This is a genomic window from Sorangium sp. So ce836, from assembly GCF_028553905.1.
GTDB lineage: Bacteria > Myxococcota_A > Polyangia > Polyangiales > Polyangiaceae > Sorangium > Sorangium cellulosum_D.
On record NZ_CP102233.1, the window covers coordinates 1,209,253 to 1,231,261 of the forward strand.

General features: G+C 72.5%; 17 protein-coding genes. 14 read left to right on the forward strand and 3 right to left on the reverse strand.

Going from position 1 to position 22,009, the window contains the following annotated elements; all coding sequences use genetic code 11:
• Positions 1-2,208 precede the first annotated feature (2,208 nt).
• From NQZ70_RS04565 to NQZ70_RS04575, 3 genes are all read left to right on the forward strand, one after another.
• The gene (locus NQZ70_RS04565) at positions 2,209-3,888 is read left to right on the forward strand and encodes an L-aspartate oxidase (RefSeq protein WP_129573117.1); all 1,680 of its coding nucleotides are present in this window, start codon (positions 2,209-2,211) and stop codon (positions 3,886-3,888) included.
• The gene (locus NQZ70_RS04570; protein ID WP_129573118.1) at positions 3,885-4,844 is read left to right on the forward strand and encodes a CPBP family intramembrane glutamic endopeptidase; all 960 of its coding nucleotides are present in this window, start codon (positions 3,885-3,887) and stop codon (positions 4,842-4,844) included. The genes NQZ70_RS04565 and NQZ70_RS04570 overlap by 4 nt, the downstream gene beginning before the upstream one ends.
• Positions 4,845-4,987: 143 nt before the next feature.
• Positions 4,988-6,082 carry a patatin-like phospholipase family protein gene (locus NQZ70_RS04575; protein WP_237245027.1) on the forward strand — a complete coding sequence of 365 codons (1,095 nt, stop codon included), beginning with the start codon at positions 4,988-4,990 and terminating at the stop codon, positions 6,080-6,082.
• A gap of 60 nt (positions 6,083-6,142) precedes the next feature.
• Here the strand turns inward: NQZ70_RS04575 and NQZ70_RS04580 are convergent, their stop codons facing one another.
• The gene (locus tag NQZ70_RS04580) at positions 6,143-6,643 is read right to left on the reverse strand and encodes a YchJ family protein (protein ID WP_129573120.1); all 501 of its coding nucleotides are present in this window, start codon (positions 6,641-6,643) and stop codon (positions 6,143-6,145) included.
• Between the two features lie 224 nt (positions 6,644-6,867).
• Here NQZ70_RS04580 and NQZ70_RS04585 point away from each other — a divergent pair, with 224 nt between their 5' ends.
• The 3 genes from NQZ70_RS04585 (at position 6,868) to NQZ70_RS04595 (ending at position 10,927) form a co-directional block, all read left to right on the forward strand.
• Positions 6,868-7,335 carry a Tudor-knot domain-containing protein gene (locus NQZ70_RS04585; protein ID WP_129573121.1) on the forward strand — a complete coding sequence of 156 codons (468 nt, stop codon included), beginning with the start codon at positions 6,868-6,870 and terminating at the stop codon, positions 7,333-7,335.
• 176 nt (positions 7,336-7,511) lie between these two features.
• Positions 7,512-9,599, forward strand: coding sequence for an elongation factor G (fusA, locus tag NQZ70_RS04590; protein WP_165373784.1), 2,088 nt, complete (start codon positions 7,512-7,514; stop codon positions 9,597-9,599).
• Between the two features lie 11 nt (positions 9,600-9,610).
• Positions 9,611-10,927 carry a hypothetical protein gene (locus tag NQZ70_RS04595; protein ID WP_129573122.1) on the forward strand — a complete coding sequence of 439 codons (1,317 nt, stop codon included), beginning with the start codon at positions 9,611-9,613 and terminating at the stop codon, positions 10,925-10,927.
• 165 nt (positions 10,928-11,092) lie between these two features.
• Here the strand turns inward: NQZ70_RS04595 and NQZ70_RS04600 are convergent, their stop codons facing one another.
• A complete protein-coding gene (locus tag NQZ70_RS04600) occupies positions 11,093-11,527 on the reverse strand; it encodes a DUF6918 family protein (RefSeq protein WP_129573123.1) in 435 nt (144 codons plus the stop codon).
• A gap of 376 nt (positions 11,528-11,903) precedes the next feature.
• On the opposite strand from NQZ70_RS04600, the gene NQZ70_RS04605 reads away from it, so the two are divergent.
• Positions 11,904-13,046, forward strand: coding sequence for a hypothetical protein (locus NQZ70_RS04605; protein ID WP_272827799.1), 1,143 nt, complete (start codon positions 11,904-11,906; stop codon positions 13,044-13,046).
• Here the strand turns inward: NQZ70_RS04605 and NQZ70_RS04610 are convergent.
• Entirely contained in the window at positions 13,009-15,759 is a 2,751-nt protein-coding gene (locus NQZ70_RS04610) for a glycoside hydrolase family 15 protein (RefSeq protein ID WP_272827800.1), read from the reverse strand. The two genes, NQZ70_RS04605 and NQZ70_RS04610, sit on opposite strands and share 38 nt — an antisense overlap.
• Positions 15,760-15,884: 125 nt before the next feature.
• Between NQZ70_RS04610 and NQZ70_RS04615 the strand changes: the two genes are divergently transcribed.
• The 7 genes from NQZ70_RS04615 to NQZ70_RS04645 all read left to right on the forward strand — a co-directional run bounded on the left by NQZ70_RS04615 (position 15,885) and on the right by NQZ70_RS04645 (position 21,953).
• Entirely contained in the window at positions 15,885-16,436 is a 552-nt protein-coding gene (locus NQZ70_RS04615; RefSeq protein ID WP_237245029.1) for an OmpA family protein, read from the forward strand.
• 143 nt (positions 16,437-16,579) lie between these two features.
• The gene (locus NQZ70_RS04620) at positions 16,580-17,320 is read left to right on the forward strand and encodes a MotA/TolQ/ExbB proton channel family protein (RefSeq protein ID WP_129573126.1); all 741 of its coding nucleotides are present in this window, start codon (positions 16,580-16,582) and stop codon (positions 17,318-17,320) included.
• A gap of 15 nt (positions 17,321-17,335) precedes the next feature.
• Positions 17,336-17,815, forward strand: a complete 480-nt coding sequence (locus NQZ70_RS04625) for a biopolymer transporter ExbD (RefSeq protein WP_129573127.1) — start codon at positions 17,336-17,338, stop codon at positions 17,813-17,815.
• Positions 17,812-18,672, forward strand: coding sequence for a TonB C-terminal domain-containing protein (locus NQZ70_RS04630; RefSeq protein WP_129573128.1), 861 nt, complete (start codon positions 17,812-17,814; stop codon positions 18,670-18,672). The genes NQZ70_RS04625 and NQZ70_RS04630 overlap by 4 nt, the downstream gene beginning before the upstream one ends.
• Complete coding sequence (locus tag NQZ70_RS04635) at positions 18,663-19,994, forward strand: PD40 domain-containing protein (RefSeq protein WP_129573129.1); 1,332 nt, start codon at positions 18,663-18,665, stop codon at positions 19,992-19,994. The genes NQZ70_RS04630 and NQZ70_RS04635 overlap by 10 nt, the downstream gene beginning before the upstream one ends.
• Before the next feature lie 471 nt (positions 19,995-20,465).
• Positions 20,466-21,038, forward strand: a complete 573-nt coding sequence (locus NQZ70_RS04640; RefSeq protein ID WP_237245030.1) for a hypothetical protein — start codon at positions 20,466-20,468, stop codon at positions 21,036-21,038.
• Between the two features lie 375 nt (positions 21,039-21,413).
• Complete coding sequence (locus NQZ70_RS04645) at positions 21,414-21,953, forward strand: hypothetical protein (RefSeq protein WP_237245031.1); 540 nt, start codon at positions 21,414-21,416, stop codon at positions 21,951-21,953.
• Positions 21,954-22,009: the final 56 nt, after the last annotated feature.

Sequence of the window (22,009 nt, forward strand, 5' to 3'; positions counted from 1 at the left end):
AGGATCTGCTGAACCCTTCTGCGTCGGGCCGCGAGAGCGGATATTATCCGACGGTCGCTGAAGGCAGCCCGGCAGCAGATCGCTTTTGTGTTCTGCGAGAGCCAGCGGCCATGGCTGCGGCCGGGCGGATGCGCCGCAGCGCTGACGCGAGGGTCGCCGGCGCTCCGGGAACCACTCCCGTCGCGCGCGGGGCGTGGGAGGGGCGGACCGCGCGCGGGCCCGAAGGGTCGAGCATGGGCAGGGGGTGGGCATCCTTGTGGTGCTCTCTCTTCTCTTGTGTACACCAGCGCGAATTGCGTGGTGCAGGCAGGAGGTGAGGCCAGCAAAGGCAGGGAAGCCGGAAGTGACGCTAACGATGGCGCTTGTGCTACCGGAGCCGCGGGTCGATGGTGTCGACGTCGTGGTGGTGAGCGATGGTGAGCCGGAGCGAGCGGCGGCAGCGGCGGAGTCGGCGGCTGCGGCGGGCTGCCGGGGCAAGGCGGTGGAGCCGGCGGAGCGAGTCTCGCGCTGGCGAGCGTGAAGGGAAAGGTGGCGCTGAAGGACTGCGCGCTGAAGGCGGGCAATGGAGTCAGAGGAGGCGCAGATGGCGATCTGCGCCGGGCGCAGCCGGCGGGGTCGGCGGCATGGGTGTCGGCGGGTCGAAGAACGCGTGCGCTCGCGGTCAGGCAGGCCAGGGAGGCACCGGCGGCCCCGGAGGAGGAGGTCTCGGCGGGCCGTCGCCGGCGATCGCGCACCGGGGCGAGGCGGTGAGGCAGGAAGGGCAGACGATGCAAATGCCCGGCACAGCGGGTGCGGGGGAGCCCAGCGGAAGCAGCAACGTTGCGGAGAACGCAGGCGCCGAAGCCGTAGGGGCAGCGGAGCAGGAGTCTCGGTGCGCGAGCGATGAGACAGCGGGCGGCGTCGTCGGAGCGCCGCTCGCGCCGCGGTGGAGGGGGCAGGGAGAGGTTGGTGGCGAGCACATGAAGAGCGATCGGAGGGAAGGTGCATTCCGAGATGTGGCGAGGTATCGCGAAGGATCCGCGGGAACTACGCTCCCGGAGGACCGCGGAAAGCGATCGCTGCCGTACGATTCCCTGATAAATAGACATCGTTGAACGCAAACTACCGAAAGAGCATCAATTTGTGGAAGAAACCCCTTGGCGGGCTCTTCCGATCTCGGCAGAATTGGCGATGCCGAAGGAGCGCCATGCCGATGCGCCGGAAGTCCAGCCGAGACGACCTGCCTCCCTCCCGTAGGCGCCCGAGCCTGAGCGGGCTGGGGGAGTGGGAGCGGAAGTGGGTGCGGAAGATGGGTCTCGACGACATCCCGTGGGATCCGGAGCAATGCTGCGAGCACTGCCTCGCGGCGCGTGCGGCTCGCGGAGATGCGGTGGAGGAGATTGCTCCGCCATCGGAGAGCCGACCGAAGCCGCTGCTGATTGTCGGCGAGCCGAAGACCGCTGCCGGGGCGGGTGGTCCGAAGAGGCCGAGCAAGCGCCGAGGCAAGCTGAGGCTCGTGCGCTCACCGCGTGTCGAGCGCAAGGATGCTTGAGGCTTGAACCGATGCAGGCGCGGCGGCCCTGCGTCGAGGTGTCGTGCGAGCAACAGGAGAGCTCTGATGCGTGGCGTCGCTTGGGCGCCGGTGGATTCGGGGGAGGGGTTGTCTCCCGCACCGCTGTTATGGTGGCGTATCGGATGACATCATCTCGCCTGATGCGCTCGCCAGGTTGACACACCACGCAGCCTGCTGCTCGACTGCGCTCCTGAGAGCGACGAGCGCGAGCCAGTGACGTGCCTCTCGGCGCGCGTGGCCGGCAGCTGAGGGGCTGCGACTCCGGTCGAGATAGGCGAGCACGAATGATACCCGACGGTCGCTGAAGGCAGCCCAGCAGCACATCGCTCTTGCCGTCGACGAGAGCTGCCGGCCCCGGCCCCTGCTCGGCAGACACGCCGCACCACCGCCTCGCGGGCGAGGGCGGACGCGCAGCCAGCCTCGACCAGGGCATCGGCCTCGCGCCTGCCCGCGGCATCGGCCTCGCGCCGGCTCACACAAGCCCCCACGCCAGCGCTCGCCTCGGCTCCCCTCGGCGCGGCGCCGCCCACGCCGGCGCTCGCCTCGGCCGCGCTCGCGCGGCGCCGGCCCGAACGCCAGGCCCGCAGCGCCGTCGCGTGCAGGACGCGCACCACGGCCTACCTTCGCACGCCCCGCTCCTGCTACCCTACCGGACCGTGGCGATTACGACCGATTTCCTCGTTATCGGCAGCGGTGTAGCCGGGCTTACATTTGCGCTCGAGGCGGCCGAGCACGGCGAGGTGATCGTCGTCACCAAGCGCTCGCGCGACGAGTCCAACACGAAATACGCTCAGGGAGGCATCGCCGCGGTCTTCGCGCCGGACGACTCCCCCGAGGCGCACATCGCCGACACCCTCGAGGCGGGCGCGGGCCTCTGCCACGACGTGGTCGTCGAGATCTGCGCGCGCGAAGGCCCCGAGCGGGTGCGCGAGCTCATCGCGCGGGGCGCCCAGTTCGACCACGAGAACGGTCAGGTGCGCCTCGGGCGCGAGGGCGGGCACTCCGCGCGGCGGATCGTGCACGCCGCCGACGCCACCGGCCTCGAGATCGAGCGCGCGCTCCTCGAGCAGGCCCGGCAGAACCCGAACATCCGCTTCGCCGAGCACCACACGGCGATCGACCTGATCCCGCTCTCCCGCTTCGGCGGGCCGGACGTCTGCGCCGGCGCCTACGTGCTCGACGAGACCGACGCCGCGCTGAACCCGGCGCCGCGGCCGCGCGACTCGGAGCGGCCCGCGCCCCGCCACCGCCCCGCCTCGAAGCCACACGTCGTCGAGACCTACCTCGCGCGGGCGACCGTGCTCGCCACCGGCGGCGCGGGCAAGGTCTACCTCTACACGACGAACCCCGACGTCGCGACGGGCGACGGCGTCGCCATGGCCTACCGCGCCGGCGCCGAGATCGCGAACATGGAGTTCTACCAGTTCCATCCGACGTGCCTGTTCCACCCGGAGGCGAAGAGCTTCCTCGTCAGCGAGGCGCTGCGCGGCGAGGGCGCCATCCTCCGCCTGCCGGACGGCACGGCCTTCATGGCGAGCCACGATCCGCGCAAGGACCTCGCGCCGCGCGACATCGTGGCGCGCGCCATCGACTTCGAGATGAAGCGGACCGGCTCGGACTACGTGCTGCTCGACATCACCCACCGGCCGGCCAGCTTCGTCCGAGAGCACTTCCCGACCATCTACGCGCAGTGCCTCCGCTACGGCATCGACATCACCGCGCAGCCGATCCCCGTGGTGCCGGCCGCCCACTACATGTGCGGCGGCGTCACCACCGACCTCTACGGCAGGACGACGATCCCCGGCCTCTGGGCGATCGGCGAGTGCACGTGCACCGGCCTCCACGGCGCGAACCGGCTCGCCTCGAACTCGCTGCTCGAGGGGCTCGTCTTCGGCCACCGCGCGGCCGCGCGCCTGTCCACGCAGATCGACGAGCTCCGGCAGAGCCCGTTCCCGTCGGTCCCCGAGTGGCAGGCCGGCAACGCGGTCGCGAGCGACGAGGAGGTCGTCGTCGCCCACAACTGGGACGAGCTGCGCCGGACCATGTGGAACTACGTCGGCATCGTCCGGTCCGACGCCCGCCTCCGCCGCGCCGCCCGGCGGATCGCCCTGCTCCAGGAGGAGATCCGCGAGTACTACTGGAAGCACCTCGTCACGCGGGATCTGCTCGAGCTGCGCAACATCGCCACCGTGGCGGAGCTCATCGTCGGCTGCGCCGCCGCCCGGCACGAGAGCCGGGGGCTGCACTCGACCATCGACTACCCGGAGACGAACGATCGCCTCTCCACGGACACCGTCGTGAAGCGGGGTGTGCTGCCTCATCTGCGAGGTCGATGAGCGATCCGCGCAGCACCGCCGAGCCTCCGCCCAGCGACGGAGCGAAGGGCCCGCTCGTCCATCGCGGCCGCGGCGAGCGACCGATGCCGGTCCTCGCGGCGGCCGGCTGGACGGCGGCCGTCACCTTCGTCTTCGTGTGCCTGCTCGGCGTGCTCGCCCTGCTCCGGCCGGCGCCGGGCGGCGCGGCCGGCTCGCCGCCGCCGGCGCCGAGGCTCGACGTGGTGGGCAGCTTCGCGTGCCAGGCCGCGGCGTACCTCCTCGGGCTCCTCGGCGTGCGCCGCGTCCACGCGCCGCGCGCGAAGGCCCGCGAGCTCCTCGGGGTGCGCGGGACGCACGCGGCGTTCTACCCGCTCGCGGTCGCGCTCGGCTTCGCGCTCGAGCCGCCCGTCACCGCCCTCTACGAGGCCATCGAGCGGCGCTTCCCGTCGGGGATCAGCGACGCCCGGCTCGTGCAGGCCTTCGTGGAGGCGAGCGCGCTCGATCGGATCGCGTTCGGCCTCATCTTCATCGCGCTCGGCCCCGCCCTGGAGGAGGCCTTCTTCCGCGGGGCGCTCGCCCGCCCGATGCGCCTCGTGCACGGCGCCCCGGTCGTGGTCGCGACCACGGCCGCGCTCTTCGGCGCGGCCCACGGCGAGTGGCAGAAGCTCTTGCCGATCGCGCTCTTCGGCGCGGCCCTCGGCGTCGTCCGGGTCGCGAGCGGCTCGCTGCTGCCGCCCATCGTGATGCACGGGACCTACAACGCGATCCAGTGCTTCGCGCTCCTCTCCGCCGGGGGCGCGGACCCGGCCTTCGAGGTGCCCGCCGCTTCCGGCGCGGCGCTGCCGGAGATCGCGTCGATCCCGGGGTGGCTCGTGGCGGTGAGCTCCGCCTGCGCGCTTGTGTTGACTGCGCTCGCCTGCGCCCTCGGCAACCGCGCCGAGGGGGCGGCCCGCGCGAGGGAAGAGGACCTCCGATGATGCCGGCGTTCGAGAGCCAAGGCGGCGGCGCGAGCCGAGCCGCGCAGATCGCAGCGGGGGACGGCGAAGGCCGCGCCCCGGAGACCGTGGAAGCGAACGGCGGGGGCCGCGCGGCCCCTCGCCGCGAGGCGAGGCGGGCCCGCGTGAGCCTCTGCCTCCCGGGGGGCGGCCTGACCGGCGCGCTCTACCAGATCGGGGCGCTCGCGGCCCTCGAGGACGGGGTCGAGGGGATCGACAACCAGAGCTTCTCGCTCTACCTCGGGCACGGCAGCGGCGCCGCGGTGGCCGCGGCCCTCGCCGGCGGCATCCCGACCGAGCGGCTCTACCGCGCCCTGCTCGATCCGGTCGACAACTTCTTCCCGCTGGAGCGCGGCCACCTCCTCCACCTCGACGTCGGCGAGTGGCGCCGCGCGCTCACCACCAGCCTGGTCGCGCTCCGTCACGCCATCGTCCGGCTCTCGACCCGGGGCGACGCGACCCCGAACGCGCCGGCGCAGCAGTACCTCTTCGAGCAGCTCGATCGCTTCAACGACTCGCTCCCCGCGGGCGTGTTCCAGCTCGATCGCTACGAGCGGTTCCTCGCCGAGTTCTTCCTGCGGCGCGGCATCCCGAACTCGTTCCGCGCGATGCCGCGGACGCTGCGCATCCCGACGTACGACCTCGACTCGGGCGAGCGGGTGATCTTCGGCACCGAGGGGTTCGACGACGTCCCCGTGTCGCTCGCCTGCGCCGCGTCGATCGCGCTGCCGCTGTTCTTCTCGCCGGTGCGCATCGACCACCGGCACTACCTCGACGGCGGGCTCGGCCACGTGGCGCACCTCGATTTCGCGCAGGCCGCCGGGGCGGAGCTCACGATCATCGTGAGCCCGCTCGTGCCGGTCTCCACGGCGCACCGCCCGGTCCCGACCGGTCACGGCGTGCGCGAGAGCGTGCGCGACAAGGGCATGCTGTGGATCTTCAACCAGGCGATGCGGATCGGCGCGCACGCGCGGCTCCACCAGGCGGTGGGGCGGACGCTCGCCGAGGGCAAGATGCAGGTCCTCGTGCTCGAGCCCGCGCCGAACGACGCGCTCTTGTTCCTCCACAACCCGGCCAACCTGCGCGCGCGGCGCGCCATCCTGGAGTACGCCTACCGCACGACGCGCGAGCGCATCGCGGTGTGGATGGAGAAGAACCGCGCGGTGGTCGAGGCGGTGGGGTGGCACGAGGCGCGCGCCTCGGGCGCGGCGGCCGGCTGAGACGCGGCGGCCGGCCGAGGCGCTCCCGGCCGGCCGAGGCGCCCCCGGCCGGGAGCGCGGTCAGGCGACCAGCGACGAGAAGCGCGCGATCGTCAGCTCGTCGGCCGGGACGCTGATGCGGGCCCGCGGGACGGCCACGCCGTGGAGGTAGCGCCAGCCCTCGCCGTCGTGGAGGAAATCGGAGAGCTCGATGAACGAGCGGTCCGCGCCCGCCTCGAAGATCTTGGCGAGGAACAGCACCGACGCGGAGTCGCCGCCCTGCAGGCTGTCGAGGATCTTCAGGCCCCGGTACCGGTGGTGGTGGATCGTCGCCTTGAGCTCGCGGAGCACCTCGTCCCTGTCGCGCCCTCGGTCGGTGTGGCCCATGTGCAGCGTCCGCCAGAGGTAGGCGGCGTCTCCGACGGCGAACGCGGCGTACCTCGAGCGCATCAGCGCCACGGCGTCCGGCGCCTCGCGATCCCCCAGATGGCAGGGGGCGCAGCACTCGCGGTACGCGCGCCCCGAGCCGCACGGGCACGGGCGGGAGAGGCTCCCCGTGCCAGGACGAACATCTCGGGCCATCGGCGTCCTCTACACGGGTTCGCGCCGCGCGGCAGCGCCCGGCGTCACCGGCGCGGCGCGCAGCAGGGCGACGCAAGCGCGCCCTCCGTGCCGCGCTGCTGCCCCGCGGCGCCCCCCGGCGCCCCCCGGCGGCGCCGGGCTCGGACCCTCGCAGGACGCCGCCGCGCCCCGGGCGCGAACCCCCTTGCAGGGCGCCGAGGAGGGCGGTAAGGCGGGCGAGACGTATGCCCGCAGCGCGCGCTCACGCTGCGGCCCTCCTCCTGGCCTTTGCCCTGGTTCTGGGGGGCTGTAAGCGCCAATACGCCATCGGCGACGACGTCCTCGTGTCGTGGGAGGGGAACGACTACCCGGCCAAGGTCATCGAGGTCGTGGGCCCGACGAAGTTCAAGGTCCACTACCAGGGGTACGATGACATCTGGGATGAAGTTGTACCGCGAGAGCGGATCCGCGGCTTCGTCGACCGGGACGTCGTCCACCCTCCGCCGCCGCCGAAGGTCCGGAGCAAGGGGCTGCAGGCCTCGCAGACCAACCTGTACAAGATCGGCGACAGGGTGCGCGTCGAGTGGCACGGGCAGATGTACCCGGCCGTCGTCACCGGCATCGTGGGGCAGGAGCGCTACCGCATCCACTACGACGGCTACGGACCGGAGTGGGACGAGACCGTCGGGCTTTCCAGGATCCAGGCCAAGTAGTTGAAATGATCGCGGAGGATCATTTTCCCCCTGGCGCTTAGGATGGGGCCGAATTAAGAGCCGCGCCGAATTTCTGACTGGGCGATCGCAAGAGTGCGCCCGCCCGGCTGATGTTCATTGCGTGCCGCACGCCCTCCACGGGCACGCCCTCACGGGTGCGCGGCGGGGAGCCTTCTGTGATCAGCGATCTGTCCAAGCTGCGCAACATCGGGATCAGCGCCCACATCGATTCGGGCAAGACGACGCTGACCGAGCGCATCCTGTTCTACACCAAGCGGATCCACGCCATCCACGACGTCAAGGGCAAGGACGGCGTCGGCGCGAAGATGGACTCGATGGATCTCGAGCGCGAGCGCGGGATCACCATCCAGTCCGCGGCGACGCACTGCTTCTGGAGCGGGCACCAGATCAACGTGATCGACACGCCCGGGCACGTGGACTTCACGATCGAGGTCGAGCGCGCGATGCGCGTGCTCGACGGGGCGATCCTGGTGCTCTGCGCCGTCGCCGGCGTGCAGAGCCAGTCGCTCACCGTCGACCGCCAGATGCGCCGCTACGGCGTCCCGCGCATCGCGTTCGTGAACAAGTGCGACCGCGCCGGCGCGAACCCGCTGCGGGTCCGCGCGCAGCTGCGCGAGAAGCTCAACCTGAACCCGGTCCTCCTGCAGCTGCCGATCGGGCTCGAGGACAAGTTCGAGGGCGTCGTCGACCTCGTCACGATGAAGTCCTACCGGTTCGAGGGCTCGAACGGCGAGAAGATCCTCATCGGCGACGTCCCGGCCGACATGGCGGACGAGGTGAAGGCGGCGCGCGAGGAGATGCTCGACGCGCTCTCGATGTACTCGGACGAGCTCACCGAGGCGATCCTCGAGGAGCGCGTCACCGAGGAGCTCCTGCACAGGACGATCCGCGAGGCGACCGTGAAGCTCCAGATCGTGCCGGTGATGATGGGGTCGGCCTACAAGAACAAGGCCGTGCAGGTCCTGCTCGACGCGGTGACCCGCTACCTCCCGAACCCGGGCGACATCACGAACAAGGCCGTCGATCTCGACAAGGACGAGGCCGAGGTCGCCCTGACGAGCGACTCGGAGAAGCCGCTCGTGATGCTCGCGTTCAAGCTCGAGGATGGCCGCTTCGGCCAGCTCACGTACCTCCGGGTCTACCAGGGCAGCGTGTCCCGCGGGATCGAGATCACGAACACCCGCACGGGCAAGCGCCACAAGGTCGGCCGGCTCGTCCGCATGCACGCCGACGAGATGGAGGACATCGAGGGCGCGGGCGCGGGCGACATCGTCGCGATGTTCGGCATCGACTGCAACTCCGGGGACACCTTCACGGACGGGACCCTGAGCGTCGCGATGACGTCGATGCACGTGCCCGACCCGGTCATCTCGCTGACCGTGACGCCCAAGGACAACAAGGCCCAGGCGAACATGTCGAAGGCGCTGCGCCGCTTCACGAAGGAGGACCCGACGTTCCGCGTCGGGGCGGATCCGGAGAGCGGCGAGACGATCATCCAGGGCATGGGCGAGCTCCACCTCGACGTCTACATCGAGCGCATGAAGCGCGAGTACTCGGCCGAGGTCGTCACGAGCCCGCCGCGCGTCGCCTACCGCGAGACGATCACGCGCAAGGTCGACTTCAACTACACGCACAAGAAGCAGACCGGCGGCTCGGGCCAGTACGGCAAGGTCGGCGGCTACATCGAGCCGTGGACCGAGGCGCCGTACCGGTTCGACGATCAGGTCGTCGGCGGCGCGATCCCGCGCGAGTTCATCCCAGCGGTCGACAAGGGCTTCCAGTCGATGCTCCCGAAGGGGCAGCTCATCGGCGCGCCGGTCACGGGCGTGTCCGTCACGCTGAACGACGGCGCGGCCCACTCGGTCGACTCGTCCGACATCGCCTTCCAGGAGGCCGCGCGCGGCGCCTGGCGCGAGACGTACCCCAAGGCCGGCCCGCAGATCCTGGAGCCGCTGATGAAGGTCGCCGTCGAGGGGCCGGGCGAGTTCCAGGGCGGCATCGTCGGCATCCTCATGCAGCGGCGCGGCATCATCGTCGGTTCGACCGAGGCGGACGGCTTCTGCCGCGTCGAGGCGGAGGTGCCCCTGTCCGACATGTTCGGCTTCTCGACCGTCCTTCGTTCTGCGACCCAGGGCAAAGCCGAGTTCACGATGGAGTTCTCGCGCTATGCTCCCCTTCCGGCGGCGCTCTCGGAGGAGCTCATCAAGAAGTACCGGGAGGAGCAGGCCAAGAAGGCCAAGTGAGGGGGGTGGGCATGTACCGCAAAGAGGTGAACGAGCGGAGCCCGATGCGGGTCTTCGAGGGGTCGATGCACGGCGGCCTGGGCCGCGGCAACGTCGGCGTCATCGTCTCTCGGCCCGGCGTGGGCAAGACGGCGTTGCTCGTGCAGATCGCGCTCGACGATCTGCTCCGGGATCGCAGGGTCCTGCACATCTCGCACGAGAACGCGGTCGACCACGTCCGCGCCTACTACGACGAGATCTTCCACGACCTCGCGCAGTCGATGCGGCTCGAGGAGCCCGAGGCCGTCCGGCTCGAGGTCGAGCGGCACCGGCAGATCTACTCGCACCTCGGCCACGTGAAGGCGTCGCCCGACTCGCCCGAGCAGGCGGCGCGGCTGTGGGTCGAGAAGATGCTCGAGACGGTGGCGTTCGCGCGCGGCGTCGCCCACTTCGAGCCCGACGTGATCATCGTCGACGGCTTCGACGTGGCGGTCGCGTCCGAGCAGGCGATGGAGGCGCTCGGCCGCCTCGCCAAGGAGCGCTCCGCCGAGGTCTGGATCGCGGCGCAGGTCGACGAGGCGGGCGCCCCGGGCAAGCTGCCGGCGGCGCTGGAGAAGGTCGAGCGCCACCTCAGCGTGGTCGTCTACCTCCAGCCGGAGCGCGACGTCGTCCGCCTGCGGCTGCTCAAGGACCACGGCAACAAGGACCTCGCCGATCTCCACCTGCGCCTCGATCCCCACTCGATGCGGGTCATCGACGAGGACGTGCGCCCCCCCTCGGAGCGGCCGAAGGACCCGCGGAAGTTCCGCCTGCACTCGGGCGGGGCCAAGGGGGCCGAGGCCGAGTTCGGCGCGTGCGCCGAGCGGTACGGGGTGCAGGAGCTGAACTACAGCTTCGAGGGCCACCGGCTCCTCGAGCGCCAGCGGGGCGTGGTCGTGCTCGGGGACGACGAGCTGCGCAAGGGCGACTTCAGCCTCGTCTACGTGTCGCGGCGCCTCGGCCGCGTGCTGAGCGAGATCCCGCTCGTGCGCAACATCCTCCAGACGATCTGGCACCAGATCAACGCGGCCAGCCAGGTCTTCGTCGTGGGGACGCTCCAGGACGACGGCACGGTGCGCGGCGGCACCGGCTGGGGCGCGGAGCTCGCGCGGCTCTGGAAGAAGCCGCTGTTCGTCTACGATCAGGAGAAGCGCGGCTGGTTCCGCTGGAGCGGCACGGCCTGGGAGATCGCGCGACAGCCGAGCATCATCAGCGAGAATTTCGCCGGCATCGGCACGCAGGATCTCAACGACGCCGGCCGCGAGGCCATCCGCGAGCTCTTCGCGCGGAGCTTCGGCGCGCCCGACTGAGCCGCGCGCGGAGCGCTCCCCGGACATCCCGCGCACGATTCGGCGCGCCGGCTCAGCCGGCGCGCGGAGCGCTCCCCCGTCCCCCGACATCTCCCGCTCTCACGAGGCGCGCCGGCGGCGCAGCGGCGCGCAGCAGGCCGGCGCGGGCCTGCTGCGCCGGGCGGCTCAGGACGCGTGCTTCTGGATCAGCTGGGCCAGGCGGGGGACGGCGTCCTCGACGTTCTTCTTCGCCGAGCCGCGCAGCTTCTCGTAGGTGCCGCGCACCACGCCGCTCGTCGACGTCTTCGCCTTCTCGTCGGTGACGCTGAGGAGCGCGTCGGCGACCCGCGAGCGGTTCGTGGTCAGGTACGAGCTCGCGTTGCCGCTGCGCGTGGCCTCGGCCCAGACGGGATCGAGCTTCGCGGCGAACTCGGGCAGGAGCTTCTCGACCACCTGGGCGATGAAGCCGGGCTTGATGCCCTTCACGGCCGCGTAGCCGGCCTTGACCGCCAGGCCGGAGAGCCCGCCCTTCGAAGCCACCTCCTCGTCGACCAGCGTGCAGCAGTCGGCGATGACCTGCGATTTCTTGTTCGCATCGAGCAGCGTTTCGCTGAGACCCATTCTCGAACTCCTCCGGGCGCTTCGGAGGCCGGACGCGGCCCCCAGACCCATGTCAGCGTGACCCCCGGCAGGGAGCCCCGACCCCGTCGAGCGGACCTCCGGCCCGCTCCCGACCACATCGAAGCGCGGCTCTTACCACAGCGGCTCAGAGGCAGGCATCGCAAGCGCCCACCCGGGAACCCTTCGGTCCAGGACGGTTCGCGCAACCTCCTCGACCGTCCAGGATGACAACCCATCGCGCGTCCCGCGCTCGATTCCCGGGGACACCCCATGCACGGCCGGCCCGAGCACGCCATACTCTCGATGTAATTAAGATCACAAAATCCGACGTGGCGGGCTCTCGGCGCCGTCACGGTGCGAGGCCTGCGGGGGGCTCATGGACGTCTACTGCGAAGTCTGCGGAATCGTCACCACGGTCTCGGGCGGCGCGCGCGGCGGGGCTGCGATCGAGTGCCGCGTCTGCGGCAGCGCGATGCTCGGCGCGCGGGGGAGGGGCACGGCCGGGCTGCCGGCGGCGGGCGCCGCGGCGCGCTCGATCCGGCCGCCCCCCCCGCTCCGGCGATCGAGCGCGCCCCCGGTGCCGCGGCACGACGATGACCCGACGATGATGGATCTCCGGTCGCTCGCCCTGAAGTCGGTCCTCGCGACCGATCCCGCCCCGAGGACGGCGGCGGCGCCGGCGGCGAGCTCGCCGCCGTCCGGGGGCGGCCCTGCCGCTCCGGCGGGCGTGACCGGGCTGGCGGCGGGGCGGGTCGCGGCGTCGATGCCGGTCGCGGTCGATGCGCCGCCGAGCGTGAACGACGTGCTGCGGGTCTACGGCGCGCTCGCGCCGGTCGCGGCGCCCTCGGGGGCGCGGCACCGGGCCCGCGTGGGCGCGCTCGTGGCGGCGTCGGCGGCCGGCGCGCTGGCGATCGCCGTCCTGGTCGCGCTGGTCGCCCGCCAGCGGCCCCGCGCGCCGGAGGACGCTCTGCTGCCCGCCGCGCAGCGCGGCGTCTCCCGGGCCGGGGAGATCGCGCGCGAGGTGAGCGCGCCGGCCGATGCGCCCGGGCAGCCCGGCGCAGCGCCGCGCGGGCGCGAGGCGCTGGCGCCTGGGTCCGGCGAGGCTGGCGCAGCGGAGCGCGGCGCGGCGCCGGCGCCGGCCGCCGCGGCCAGGGCCGGGGCGAGCGCGGCCTCCGGCGCGGACGCCCGCACGGCCGCCAGCGCAGGCGTCCGCGCCCTCGCCGCGGCAGGCGCGCGCGCGGCGTCCGCGTCGGGGCCCGCGCCCGGCCGGCGCGCCCGCCGGCGCCGCCGCCCGCGCCGCCCGCGTCCGAAGAGGCGCCGCGGCCCGCGCCGCCCGTGTCGCTCACCGACGCGATGGCCGCCGCCGTCGCCGGCACCCCGCCGCCCGCCGCCGCGCAGCCGGAGCGACAGGCGGACCAGAGCGAGGAGTAACCCGCGAGGCGCTCTGGGCGAGCGTCAGCGCCGCGCGCGCCCGGCGAGCGTCAGCGCCGCGCCCTCCCGCGCCGCCGTCGCGCGATGACGGCTGCGGCCACGCCCGCCGCGAGCAGCGGCCAGCGCGCCGCGCCCTCCGCGGTCGCGAGGCGACAGCCGCAGCCGGCGTCGTCCTGGATGCCGCCGCCGCCGTTGCCGCCTCCGCCGCCGTTGCCACCGCCGCCGTCACCGCCTCCGGCGCCCGCAGCGCCTGCGCCTCCGGCGCCCGCAGCGCCTGCGCCTCCGGCGCCCGCAGCGCCCGCGCCTCCGGCGCCCGCAGCGCCCGCGCCTCCGGCGCCCGCCCCGCCGTAGCCGGCGCTGCCGCTCGAGGGGCCGCCCCCGGCCCCCGTCACATCGGTGGGCCCCTCATCGAAGTACGCGCCGCACGCCGGCCCGACGGCCAGCCCGTCGCGCGCCGCGAGCGCGAGCGCGTAGACGCCCGCGCCGAACCCGATCATCGGCGCGTTGAACTTGTAGGCGCCGCTCGTCTCGTCATAGGTCTCCGCGATCGCGAGGTAGTTCGCGGACGACTGGTCGAGCACCCACCGGAGCAGCCGGTCCGAGCGCGCCTCGTCCCCCATGAGCCGCGCGGCGACCGCGCCGCGCAGATCGGTCACGACCCACTCGGCGCTGTCGTACTCGCTGCCCCAGGGGCTCAGGTCGCTCGCGCCGGCGTGATCGAAGCGATCGTCGTTCCGGGACCACCCGGCGCCCGCGGGGACGCGCAGGTGCTCGTCGAGCCCGGCGAGCGTGGCGGCGGCGATGCGGCCCCGCGGATCGAACAGGCCCATCGCGATCCCCTCGAGCACCGCCGCGTCCCAGTAGCCCGCGCCCGCCTCGAGCTCCTCCAGGCTCGCGGCGAGCGCGCCCGAGGCGTCCGTGAGCCGCGCGGCGATCGCGGCGCGCAGCCGGTTCGCGGCGTCGCGGTACCCCGCGGCCCGCTCCGCCTCGCCGCGCCGCGCCGCGATGTCCGCCGCGTCGCACAGGCCGCGCGCCGCGGTGATGCTCGTGTACGCGAAGGAGCGCTCGCGCCCGTTCCAGTGGGTCTCCCAGATCGACGAGTCCTTCCGGACGAGGCCGGTGTCCGGGTCGATGAGCGCGACGAGCGCGTCCGCGACCTTCGCCGACGCTTCGGCCCAGCGCTCGTCCACGAAGGCCGTGTCGCCGGTGAGCTCCTCGTAGCGGCGCAGCGCCCAGAGGAACAGGCCGAACCCGTCGAACTCGAGGTTCGGGCCGAAATCGTTGACGTCGGTCTCCTCGACCCCGAAGCCGTGATAGCGCACGAGGCTCATCTGGTAGGGCGGCATGTCGTACGACGCGAGCTCGTTCCAGCGCTGGAAGCGCCCCGCCTCCGCGTCGAGGTAGTAGCTCAGCGCGTCGCGCGCCTCGGTCTGCATGCCGAGGGCCGCCATCGCCACCGTGGCGTAGGCGCCGTCGCGGATCCAGGCGACCGTCCACTCGCCCGGCGGGAGGCTCGCGAGCACCGCGCCGCGGCCGCGGTGGGCGACGGTCGCCGGCAACGCCGCGGGCTCGCCGCCGACCGTCGTGCCGAAGCGCGTGGCGCGCGGCTCCTGGTCGCGCGTCAGGTGCTCGCGCAGGAACGCGTGGCTCTCGCGGGACTGCGCCATCCGGAGCATCACGGCCGATTGCCGGAGCAGCGCCGTCTCCTCGGGCGTCGCCGTGGGCGGCACCTTCACCGCGCCCTGGAACGCGCGGTACGCGGCGATCTCGCCCGCGACCACCTCCGCCGCGCCCTTGTCGCCGACGTACGCGTCGAGGGCGCCCTGTACGCGCGGATCCGCCGCGCCCGAGGGGTCGCCGTGGTGCGCGAACGCCACGCCGACCCACCGCGCCTCGCCGGGCGCGATGCTGCCGAGGTCCCACTGGAACGCGCTCACCGAGCCGTCCGAGGTCGGCGCGGCCCCCTCGAGGTCCGGCAGGTCGGCGACGGCGCCGCCCGCGACGATCCGGTAGACGTTGAGGTCCGCCGGGCTGCTCGCGCTCGACGCGCCGTGGCGCGCGACGGGCTCGAGCGCGCGGGCGACGACCACGCCGGCGAAGGCGCGCTCGAGGAAGTCGCGCCGGCCGTCGCTCGCGTCGTAGGCGACGGTCTCGCCCGACTCGCCGATGTCGGCCATCACGCCCGGGCGCCCGAAGCCGAGGTGGAAGTTGTGCAGCGAGAACGCCGACACGCCCTCCGCCGGCACCTCGCCCCGGTTCTCGACGCGCATCGCCATCACGAACCCCGCCTGCGCGAGGCCCTGCGGCGCGAAGAAGAACTGCGCGCACTCGAGGTTGCCGACCCGCTGGACCATCGTGACGACGCCCGTGCCGCCGCGCTCCCCGCCGGTCCAACCGGCGTAGCCGCTCGCGTCGAGATCGACCGGGACGTCGGTCAGCCAGCGCTGCCTGCCGTCGGAGCGCAGCCCGAAGTACGCGTCGTAGAGCAGGTCGCGCGTGGCCACGGCCTGCGGCTGGTTGCCGACCCAGACCTCCGCGCCGCGCTCGTCGAGGAGCGGCTCCTCGGTGGCGAACAGGTGCTCGCGGAAGTGGGTGAGCCTCGCCGCGCCCAGATCGAGGAGCACCGCGCCGAACCCGTTCGACGAGGGCAGCCGGAAGAACGTGCGCCGCACCGGCGCCTCGGCCCGCGCCGCGCCGGGGGCCGCGACCGCCGCCGCGGCGCCGAGCGAGAGGAGCGCGGCGCCGAGCGCATGGAGGGCGCCACGGGCGGCGCGAGGCGGGACGTTTCGTTGGTGCCCCAAATATTCCCGTGCCGGGGTCCGGCGATGCATCCGCGGCACTTTACAGGAATGGCCGTCGTCCCGGCGCGCCGGCTCGCCGGCGGCCGCTCAAAATGCTGCAACGCGCCCCCCGGCGTGGTAACGGCATGCCCATGACAAAACTGCCTGCGTTGATCCTCGTGGTCTCGGCGCCCCTCGCGGCCTTCGCGGCCGGCTGCGGCTCCGATCCGCAGCCGCCGGCGAATGTCGGCGGCACCGTCGCGCCCCCTCCGGTGGCGAACACCGCGGCGCCCGCCCCGAAGCAGGACACCGCCAAGCCGACGAGCGGGTCCATCCGCATCGACGACAAGATCCTCAAGGCCTGCGGCGATCTGCCGACGGCCCGCTTCGCGTTCGACTCGACGGCCATCGAGGGCGAGGCGGCGGGCGCGCTCGACGCGCTCGCGCGCTGCTTCGTCTCGGGTCCGCTCAAGGGCAAGGGGATGAAGCTCATCGGCCACGCCGATCCCCGCGGGGAGACGGAGTACAACCTGGGCCTCGGCCAGAAGCGCGCCGGCAGCGTCGCGGAGTACCTCGCCAAGAAGGGCCTCGATCAGGGCCGCATCGCGACCTCGTCGAAGGGCGAGTTCGAGGCGACCGGCACGGACGAAGAGGGCTGGGCGCGCGACCGGAAGGTCGACATCCTGCTGGCGGACTGAGCGCCGCGCGCCGGCGCTCGACGATGTGAAGAGGGCCACGGCCGCGCTTCCAGGTGAGAGGGGGCCGCGGCCGCAAACTGCACTGTACGGGGCCGCGCGCGCGGATCCCCGACGAGCCGATTCCCTGACCCGAAGAGATCGAAATGGCCTTCCTGCAAAGCGCCCCCGAGGCGGCGACGGCGGTCCCGATCAAGCTCGATCCCGTCTCCCTGATCCTCCACGCCTCCGGTCCCGTCTTCCTGGTGGTCTGGCTGCTGATCTTCGCGGCCATCCTCGTCTGGGTGATCGCCGTCCTCAAGGTCCTCCAGCTGGCCCGGCTCTCGGCGCAGCAGGCGCGGTTCGAGCATGAGTCGGCGCACGCCCACTCGCCCGATCAGCTGTTCGCGCTCGCGCAGCGTCACGCGGACGCGCCGGGCGCCCGCGTGGTGCTGGAGCTCAGCCGCCGCGCCGGGACGGGCAAGCTCCTCGAGTCGATCGCGAAGCGCGCGATCGTGACCGAGACGCAGCGGGCGAGCTCGCTCATGCCGACGCTCTCGTCGATCGCGGCGGCGTCGCCGTTCATCGGCCTGTTCGGCACCGTCTACGGGATCATGGACGCGTTCCTCCGCATCGGTCAGCAGAAGAGCGCGTCGCTGCCCGTCGTCGCCCCGGCCATCGGCGAGGCGCTCATCGCGACCGCGATCGGCCTGTTCGCCGCGATCCCCGCGGTCATCGCCTATAACGCGATCAACAAGCGCATCGACGACCTGCTCGCCGCGCTCGAGGCGGCGAGCGAGGGCTGGGTGGAGATCGCGTCGCTGTCGGCGCGCGGGATCCAGGAGTCCATCCCGCTGGCGCTCCAGCGGACGAGCGACCGGCCGACGCCGGTGATGCCGAAGGGCTGAGGGGCGGGGCCGGTCATGGCGATGTCGGTCGGCGGAGGGCGCAGGCGGCGGGGCGGCGGGTTCAGCGAGATCAACGTCACGCCGCTCGTGGACGTGATGCTGGTGCTCCTCGTGGTGTTCATGGTCACCGCCCCGCTGCTCACGGCCGGGCTGCGTGTCGAGCTGCCCAACGTCTCCGCCGAGGAGGCGCCGACGAAGGACACGAAGCTCGTCGTGACCGTCACGAAGGAGGAGAAGATCCTCTTCGGCGAGGACGACGCGACCGCCGACATCGAGGGCGTGCTCGCGTCGAACGGGCGCGTGCAGAAGGAGAAGGAGCTCTACATCCGCGCCGACAAGGACGCCCGCTACGGCGCCGTTGCGCGGGTCGTGGCCGCCGCCCGGGCCGCCGGGGTCGAGGGGCTGAACCTCCTCGTCCAGCCGGAGCTCGAGCCCGAAGGCGCGGCGCCTCCGCCCGGCGGCGCGGCGCCGCGGCCCGGGGGAGCGGCGCCTTGAGCACGGCCGCGGCGCGCGCGCCGCGACCGACGCCGCCGGGACAGCGCCGGCCGAGGAGCGACTTCCGCCCGCGGGACGTCGCGCTCGCCGTCGCGGTGGCGGTGGGCGTGCAGGCGGGCGCCGCCGTGGCGATCACCTTGGCGGACCTCTCGGTGCCGGCCGCCGCACCCGAGATCGAGAAGGGGCCGAGCGTCCCGGTGAAGGTGATCCCGGTGCTCGACATGGACACGCCGCTGCTCAAGCTGGGCGGCAAGCGCGACAGGATGAAGCTGCCCGATCGGTGGGTGCGCCAGACGCCCAAGCCGCGCGTCGAGCAGAAGGCGTTCGTCTCGCCGAGCGCGGGCAAGACGGAGAAGGACATCCCGCCGCCGGAGATCAAGGTCGCCGACGCGGGCACCGCGCCGCCGCCGCCCGACGCCGCGATCGCGAAGCAGGTCGACATCGAGCTCGATCCGAAGACCACCGACGCGGGCGAGGCCCCCAACGTCGAGCAGGAGGGGCACGCGGACGGCGTGAAGGAGGGGACGGAGACCGATCCCCTCAAGGCGCGCGCGGTGGATCTGTACCTGGCCCGCATCGCGGGCTGGTTCTCGAGCAGGTTCCGCGTGAACGGCTCGGGGCTCCCGCCGGAGGAGCTCACGAAGTACAAGCCGCGCGCGGTGATCGTTTTGTCGGACGGGCAGATGGTGAGCTACACGCTGACGCCGAGCGGGAATCCCGCCTTCGACGCGGCCGCGCGGACGACGCTCGAGGGGGCGAAGGGGCAGGCGCTTCCGCCGCCGCCCGAGAACTATCCCGACCTCGGTCAGAAGCAGGTCAGCGTCACCTTCGTCTGTCGGGAGAACACATGCGACTAGCTCAATACGCCCTCGGCGCGCTGGCGCTCGCCGCCGCCGCGCTCGCTGCCCCCCCTGCTCCGGCGCAGGCGCCGGCCTCCACCGCGCCCCCCGACGCGGAGGAGATCCTCGGCCACATCACGGTCGTCGCCGGCGCGTCGCGCCCGCTCCCGAAGATCGGCGTCCTACCGTCGCTCGTCTCCGACCCCGAGGACGTGACGCTCCACAGCGTGGTCCGGCGCGATCTCGAGCTCTGCGGCGAGTTCGAGGTGCTGCCCGACAGCGCCGCGCCCGACGGCCTGTACCTCTCCGACAGCCCGGTGGACGTCAAGGCGTGGTCCGCGAAGGGGGTCGAGGCGGTCGTCAGCGTGCGCGGCAAGAAGGTCGGCCCGGACAAGGCCGAGCTCGTCGGCCAGGCGTTCCTGGTGAACCGCGGGCAGGCTCCCGTGTTCGACAAGAAGTTCATCGTGCCGCTCCGCGACGTCCGGTTCGAGTCGCACCGGGTGGCCGACCAGCTCATCGGCGCCCTCACCGGCCAGAACGGCGGCTTCGCCAGCCACATGACGTTCGCCTCGGGCTCGGGCTCGCTGCGCCGCGTCTTCACGATCGACGCCGACGGGCACGACGCCAAGGCCGTCTCCCCGCCGGATCAGACCGCCATCGCCCCCGCGTTCGGGAAGAGCGAGCAGCTCTACTACGCGGCGAGCGTGAAGGGCGACGAGTACAAGATCTTCACGCCGGCGGGCGGCCCGCAGGCGCTGCCCGTGAAGGGCTCGGTCTACGGGATCGCCTTCTCCAAGGATCGCTCCCAGGTCGCGCTCAGCATCGGCGTCGGATCGACGATCAAGCTGTTCTCCGGGCCCGACTTCCAGAGCATCAAGCCGGCGTCCGAGGTGGGGATGGCGCTCCACCCGGCGTTCACGCCGACCGGCAAGCTCGCCTTCTCCGGCGAGGGCAGGTACGGGCAGCGCATCTACGTGGGCGGCAAGGCGATCTCGCCGGAGGGGCTCTTCGCGTCGGCGCCCACGTTCTGCAACCACCCCGACGGGGTGAAGGCGATCTACGCCGTCGGGGTCGGCAAGAACACCGACCTCGTCGTCTCCGGGGAGACGGGCGGCGGCCTCGCGCGGCTGACCCAGAACCAGGGCAGGAACGGGTACCCGGCCTGCAGCCCCGACGGGCGGCTCGTGGCCTTCTTCTCGACGCGCACGTCCGGCGAGGGCCCGGGGCTCTACATCATGCGCGTCGACGGGCAGCGCCCGAAGCGCATCTCCAACCTGCTCGGGGACTCGCTGCGCTGGGATCCCCTTCCTCCCGGCAAGGCCGTCGAGGCGAAGAACTGACCCGATCGCCGGCGCCGTCCCGGGACGAGCTCCGCTGAGCCGAGCCCGGCGCTGGCGTGCAGACCGGGCGCGGGGCGTGCGGACGCTGCACACCCTGTGGCAAGGCGTCCCGCACGGTCGGTCCCCGGCCCAGCGGACCGCACGCCGCGCGTCGCGCCGCGGCAGGCGCGGCCAGGACGTCCGGCGCGCGGGATCGGCGGGCGCCTCGTCGCGGCTGGATCGAGGGGCTCTCCGTCCGGCAACTTCTTCGGCCCAAGCGCGTCTCACGCAGGTCGTTCCTGCGCGAGCGCGCGCGCCTCCGCAGCGAGCGGAGCGCCATGAGAGCGCGCCCTGGGTCACCGCTTCTTTGGCCCGCTGCGTCGGTCGCGTTTAGCCTCCGGACTGCTCAGGGGTGAGTTGGCTGGAAAGTTGCACCGCCGGAGCGGTCGTAGATCGCCCTGGTCAGCCAGCGAAACGAACATGGAGAAGAGCATGGTGTCGAGCCGTATCTGGACCGCCATCGCGATCGTCTGGACCTTCTGCGCCGGTGGCTGCAGCTCGGTGGAGGCGGTCCAGGAGGCGAAGATCAGCGAGCAGGGGGGCTTCCGGAACCCGGAGCACCGGCTCGCCCCGGGAGAGGACGGGGGCTACTGCAGCGCCGAGGTGCTCCGCTGGCAGTACGATGAGCCGTCGGCGACGCTCCGGCTCGCGGATGCCCGGTTGATGCTCGATTGCTGCGGCACGCGCGCGATCCACGTCGAGAGGATCGACAGCCTCTACGAGGTCACCGAGCGCGACGCGCCGGACGACGCCGGGGGGCGCTGCAGCGAGCAGTGCGCCTTCGACCTGTCGGTGGGCGTGCAGGACGTCCCGCGGGGCGAGATCTACGTGAAGCTGCTGCGCGACGTCGTCGATCGGCAGGGCAGCCCGTCCGTGGTCTGGAGCGGCACCCTCGACCTGGATGTCGCCGCGGGCGCGGTCGTCCTCGACGACGCCCCCGCAGACATCGGTTGCCAGGAGCAGAGCTCGCCGCGCCGGCGCAGCACGACCGTCGCCGCGAGGTGACGACGGCGCCCGCGTCGCACGCCGCGGCCGGCACTGCGGGATCGCGGCCGACGGCGGGTCGGTGACGCACCTCGACAGACCGGACGTAGGTGGGATTGTGGAGCAGGTCGACCGACCATGACGGCCGAGGTCAGACGACCGAGCGTACTCTACTACTTTCGCCTGGACTTTTATTCCAAGAACGCGTAGATCACACCCGAATGTGCGTGCAGCTGCTCCGGGGTGCAGCGTGCATGCACCTCCTACCCACGTCTGCCAGCGACTGAATCCGGGGCATGTGCCGCGGAAACGGATTGCGAATTCTTATTGAAGCCCCTGTTACTTCATTTTGGGCGTATTTTAACAGTGGGGCGGGATAGCCAAGGACGTCGGGGCATGAAGTACGTGGGGGCCTGCAGGGCGTTTGCAACGGTTGGATCGCTGGTTCTTCTGAGCGCGTGTCTGGAGACGGAGCCCGCGCAGGTCGGGACCGTGAGCGAGGCCGGCGGATTCGTGGAGCCGGAGCGGAGGCTCGCCGTCGAGGGGGAGGAGAGCTACTGCGGCGCCGAGGTGCTGCGCTGGCGCTACGATCCGTCGACCGGCTCCCTGGCGGTCGTGGACAGCCGGCTCTTGCTCAACTGTTGCGGCCAGCGTGCGATGCACGTGGACCGGATCGACAGCATCTACGAGATCACCGAGAGGGACGAGCCCGATGCGGCGAACCCGCGGTGCGACTCGGTCTGCGCGTTCGACTTCGCGGTGTCGATCCCCGAGGTCGCCCCGCGCAAGGTCTACGTGCGGCTGCTGCGGGACGTCGTCGACGCGCAGGGCAGCGCGGAGCTCATCTGGCAGGGGGAGATCGACGCCCGGAAGCTGTCCGGCGAGGTGGTGCTCGACCACGCCGTGGCTCCGGGCGAGTCCTGCAGCGGTTCGTGATCGCTTGCCGCTCCGGCGCGGGAGCGGTCCTGTCGCGCGCGAGCTGCCGGCGAGCG

Coding starts and splice junctions, on each gene's coding strand:
- NQZ70_RS04570 (WP_129573118.1), top strand. CDS start 3,885: ATGAGCGATCCGCGCAGCACCGCCGAGCCTCCGCCCAGCGACGGAGCG.
- NQZ70_RS04580 (WP_129573120.1), bottom strand. CDS start 6,643: ATGGCCCGAGATGTTCGTCCTGGCACGGGGAGCCTCTCCCGCCCGTGC.
- NQZ70_RS04585 (WP_129573121.1), top strand. CDS start 6,868: ATGCCCGCAGCGCGCGCTCACGCTGCGGCCCTCCTCCTGGCCTTTGCC.
- NQZ70_RS04595 (WP_129573122.1), top strand. CDS start 9,611: ATGTACCGCAAAGAGGTGAACGAGCGGAGCCCGATGCGGGTCTTCGAG.
- NQZ70_RS04600 (WP_129573123.1), bottom strand. CDS start 11,527: ATGGGTCTCAGCGAAACGCTGCTCGATGCGAACAAGAAATCGCAGGTC.
- NQZ70_RS04605 (WP_272827799.1), top strand. CDS start 11,904: ATGGACGTCTACTGCGAAGTCTGCGGAATCGTCACCACGGTCTCGGGC.
- NQZ70_RS04615 (WP_237245029.1), top strand. CDS start 15,885: ATGCCCATGACAAAACTGCCTGCGTTGATCCTCGTGGTCTCGGCGCCC.
- NQZ70_RS04620 (WP_129573126.1), top strand. CDS start 16,580: ATGGCCTTCCTGCAAAGCGCCCCCGAGGCGGCGACGGCGGTCCCGATC.
- NQZ70_RS04625 (WP_129573127.1), top strand. CDS start 17,336: ATGGCGATGTCGGTCGGCGGAGGGCGCAGGCGGCGGGGCGGCGGGTTC.
- NQZ70_RS04635 (WP_129573129.1), top strand. CDS start 18,663: ATGCGACTAGCTCAATACGCCCTCGGCGCGCTGGCGCTCGCCGCCGCC.
- NQZ70_RS04640 (WP_237245030.1), top strand. CDS start 20,466: ATGGTGTCGAGCCGTATCTGGACCGCCATCGCGATCGTCTGGACCTTC.
- NQZ70_RS04645 (WP_237245031.1), top strand. CDS start 21,414: ATGAAGTACGTGGGGGCCTGCAGGGCGTTTGCAACGGTTGGATCGCTG.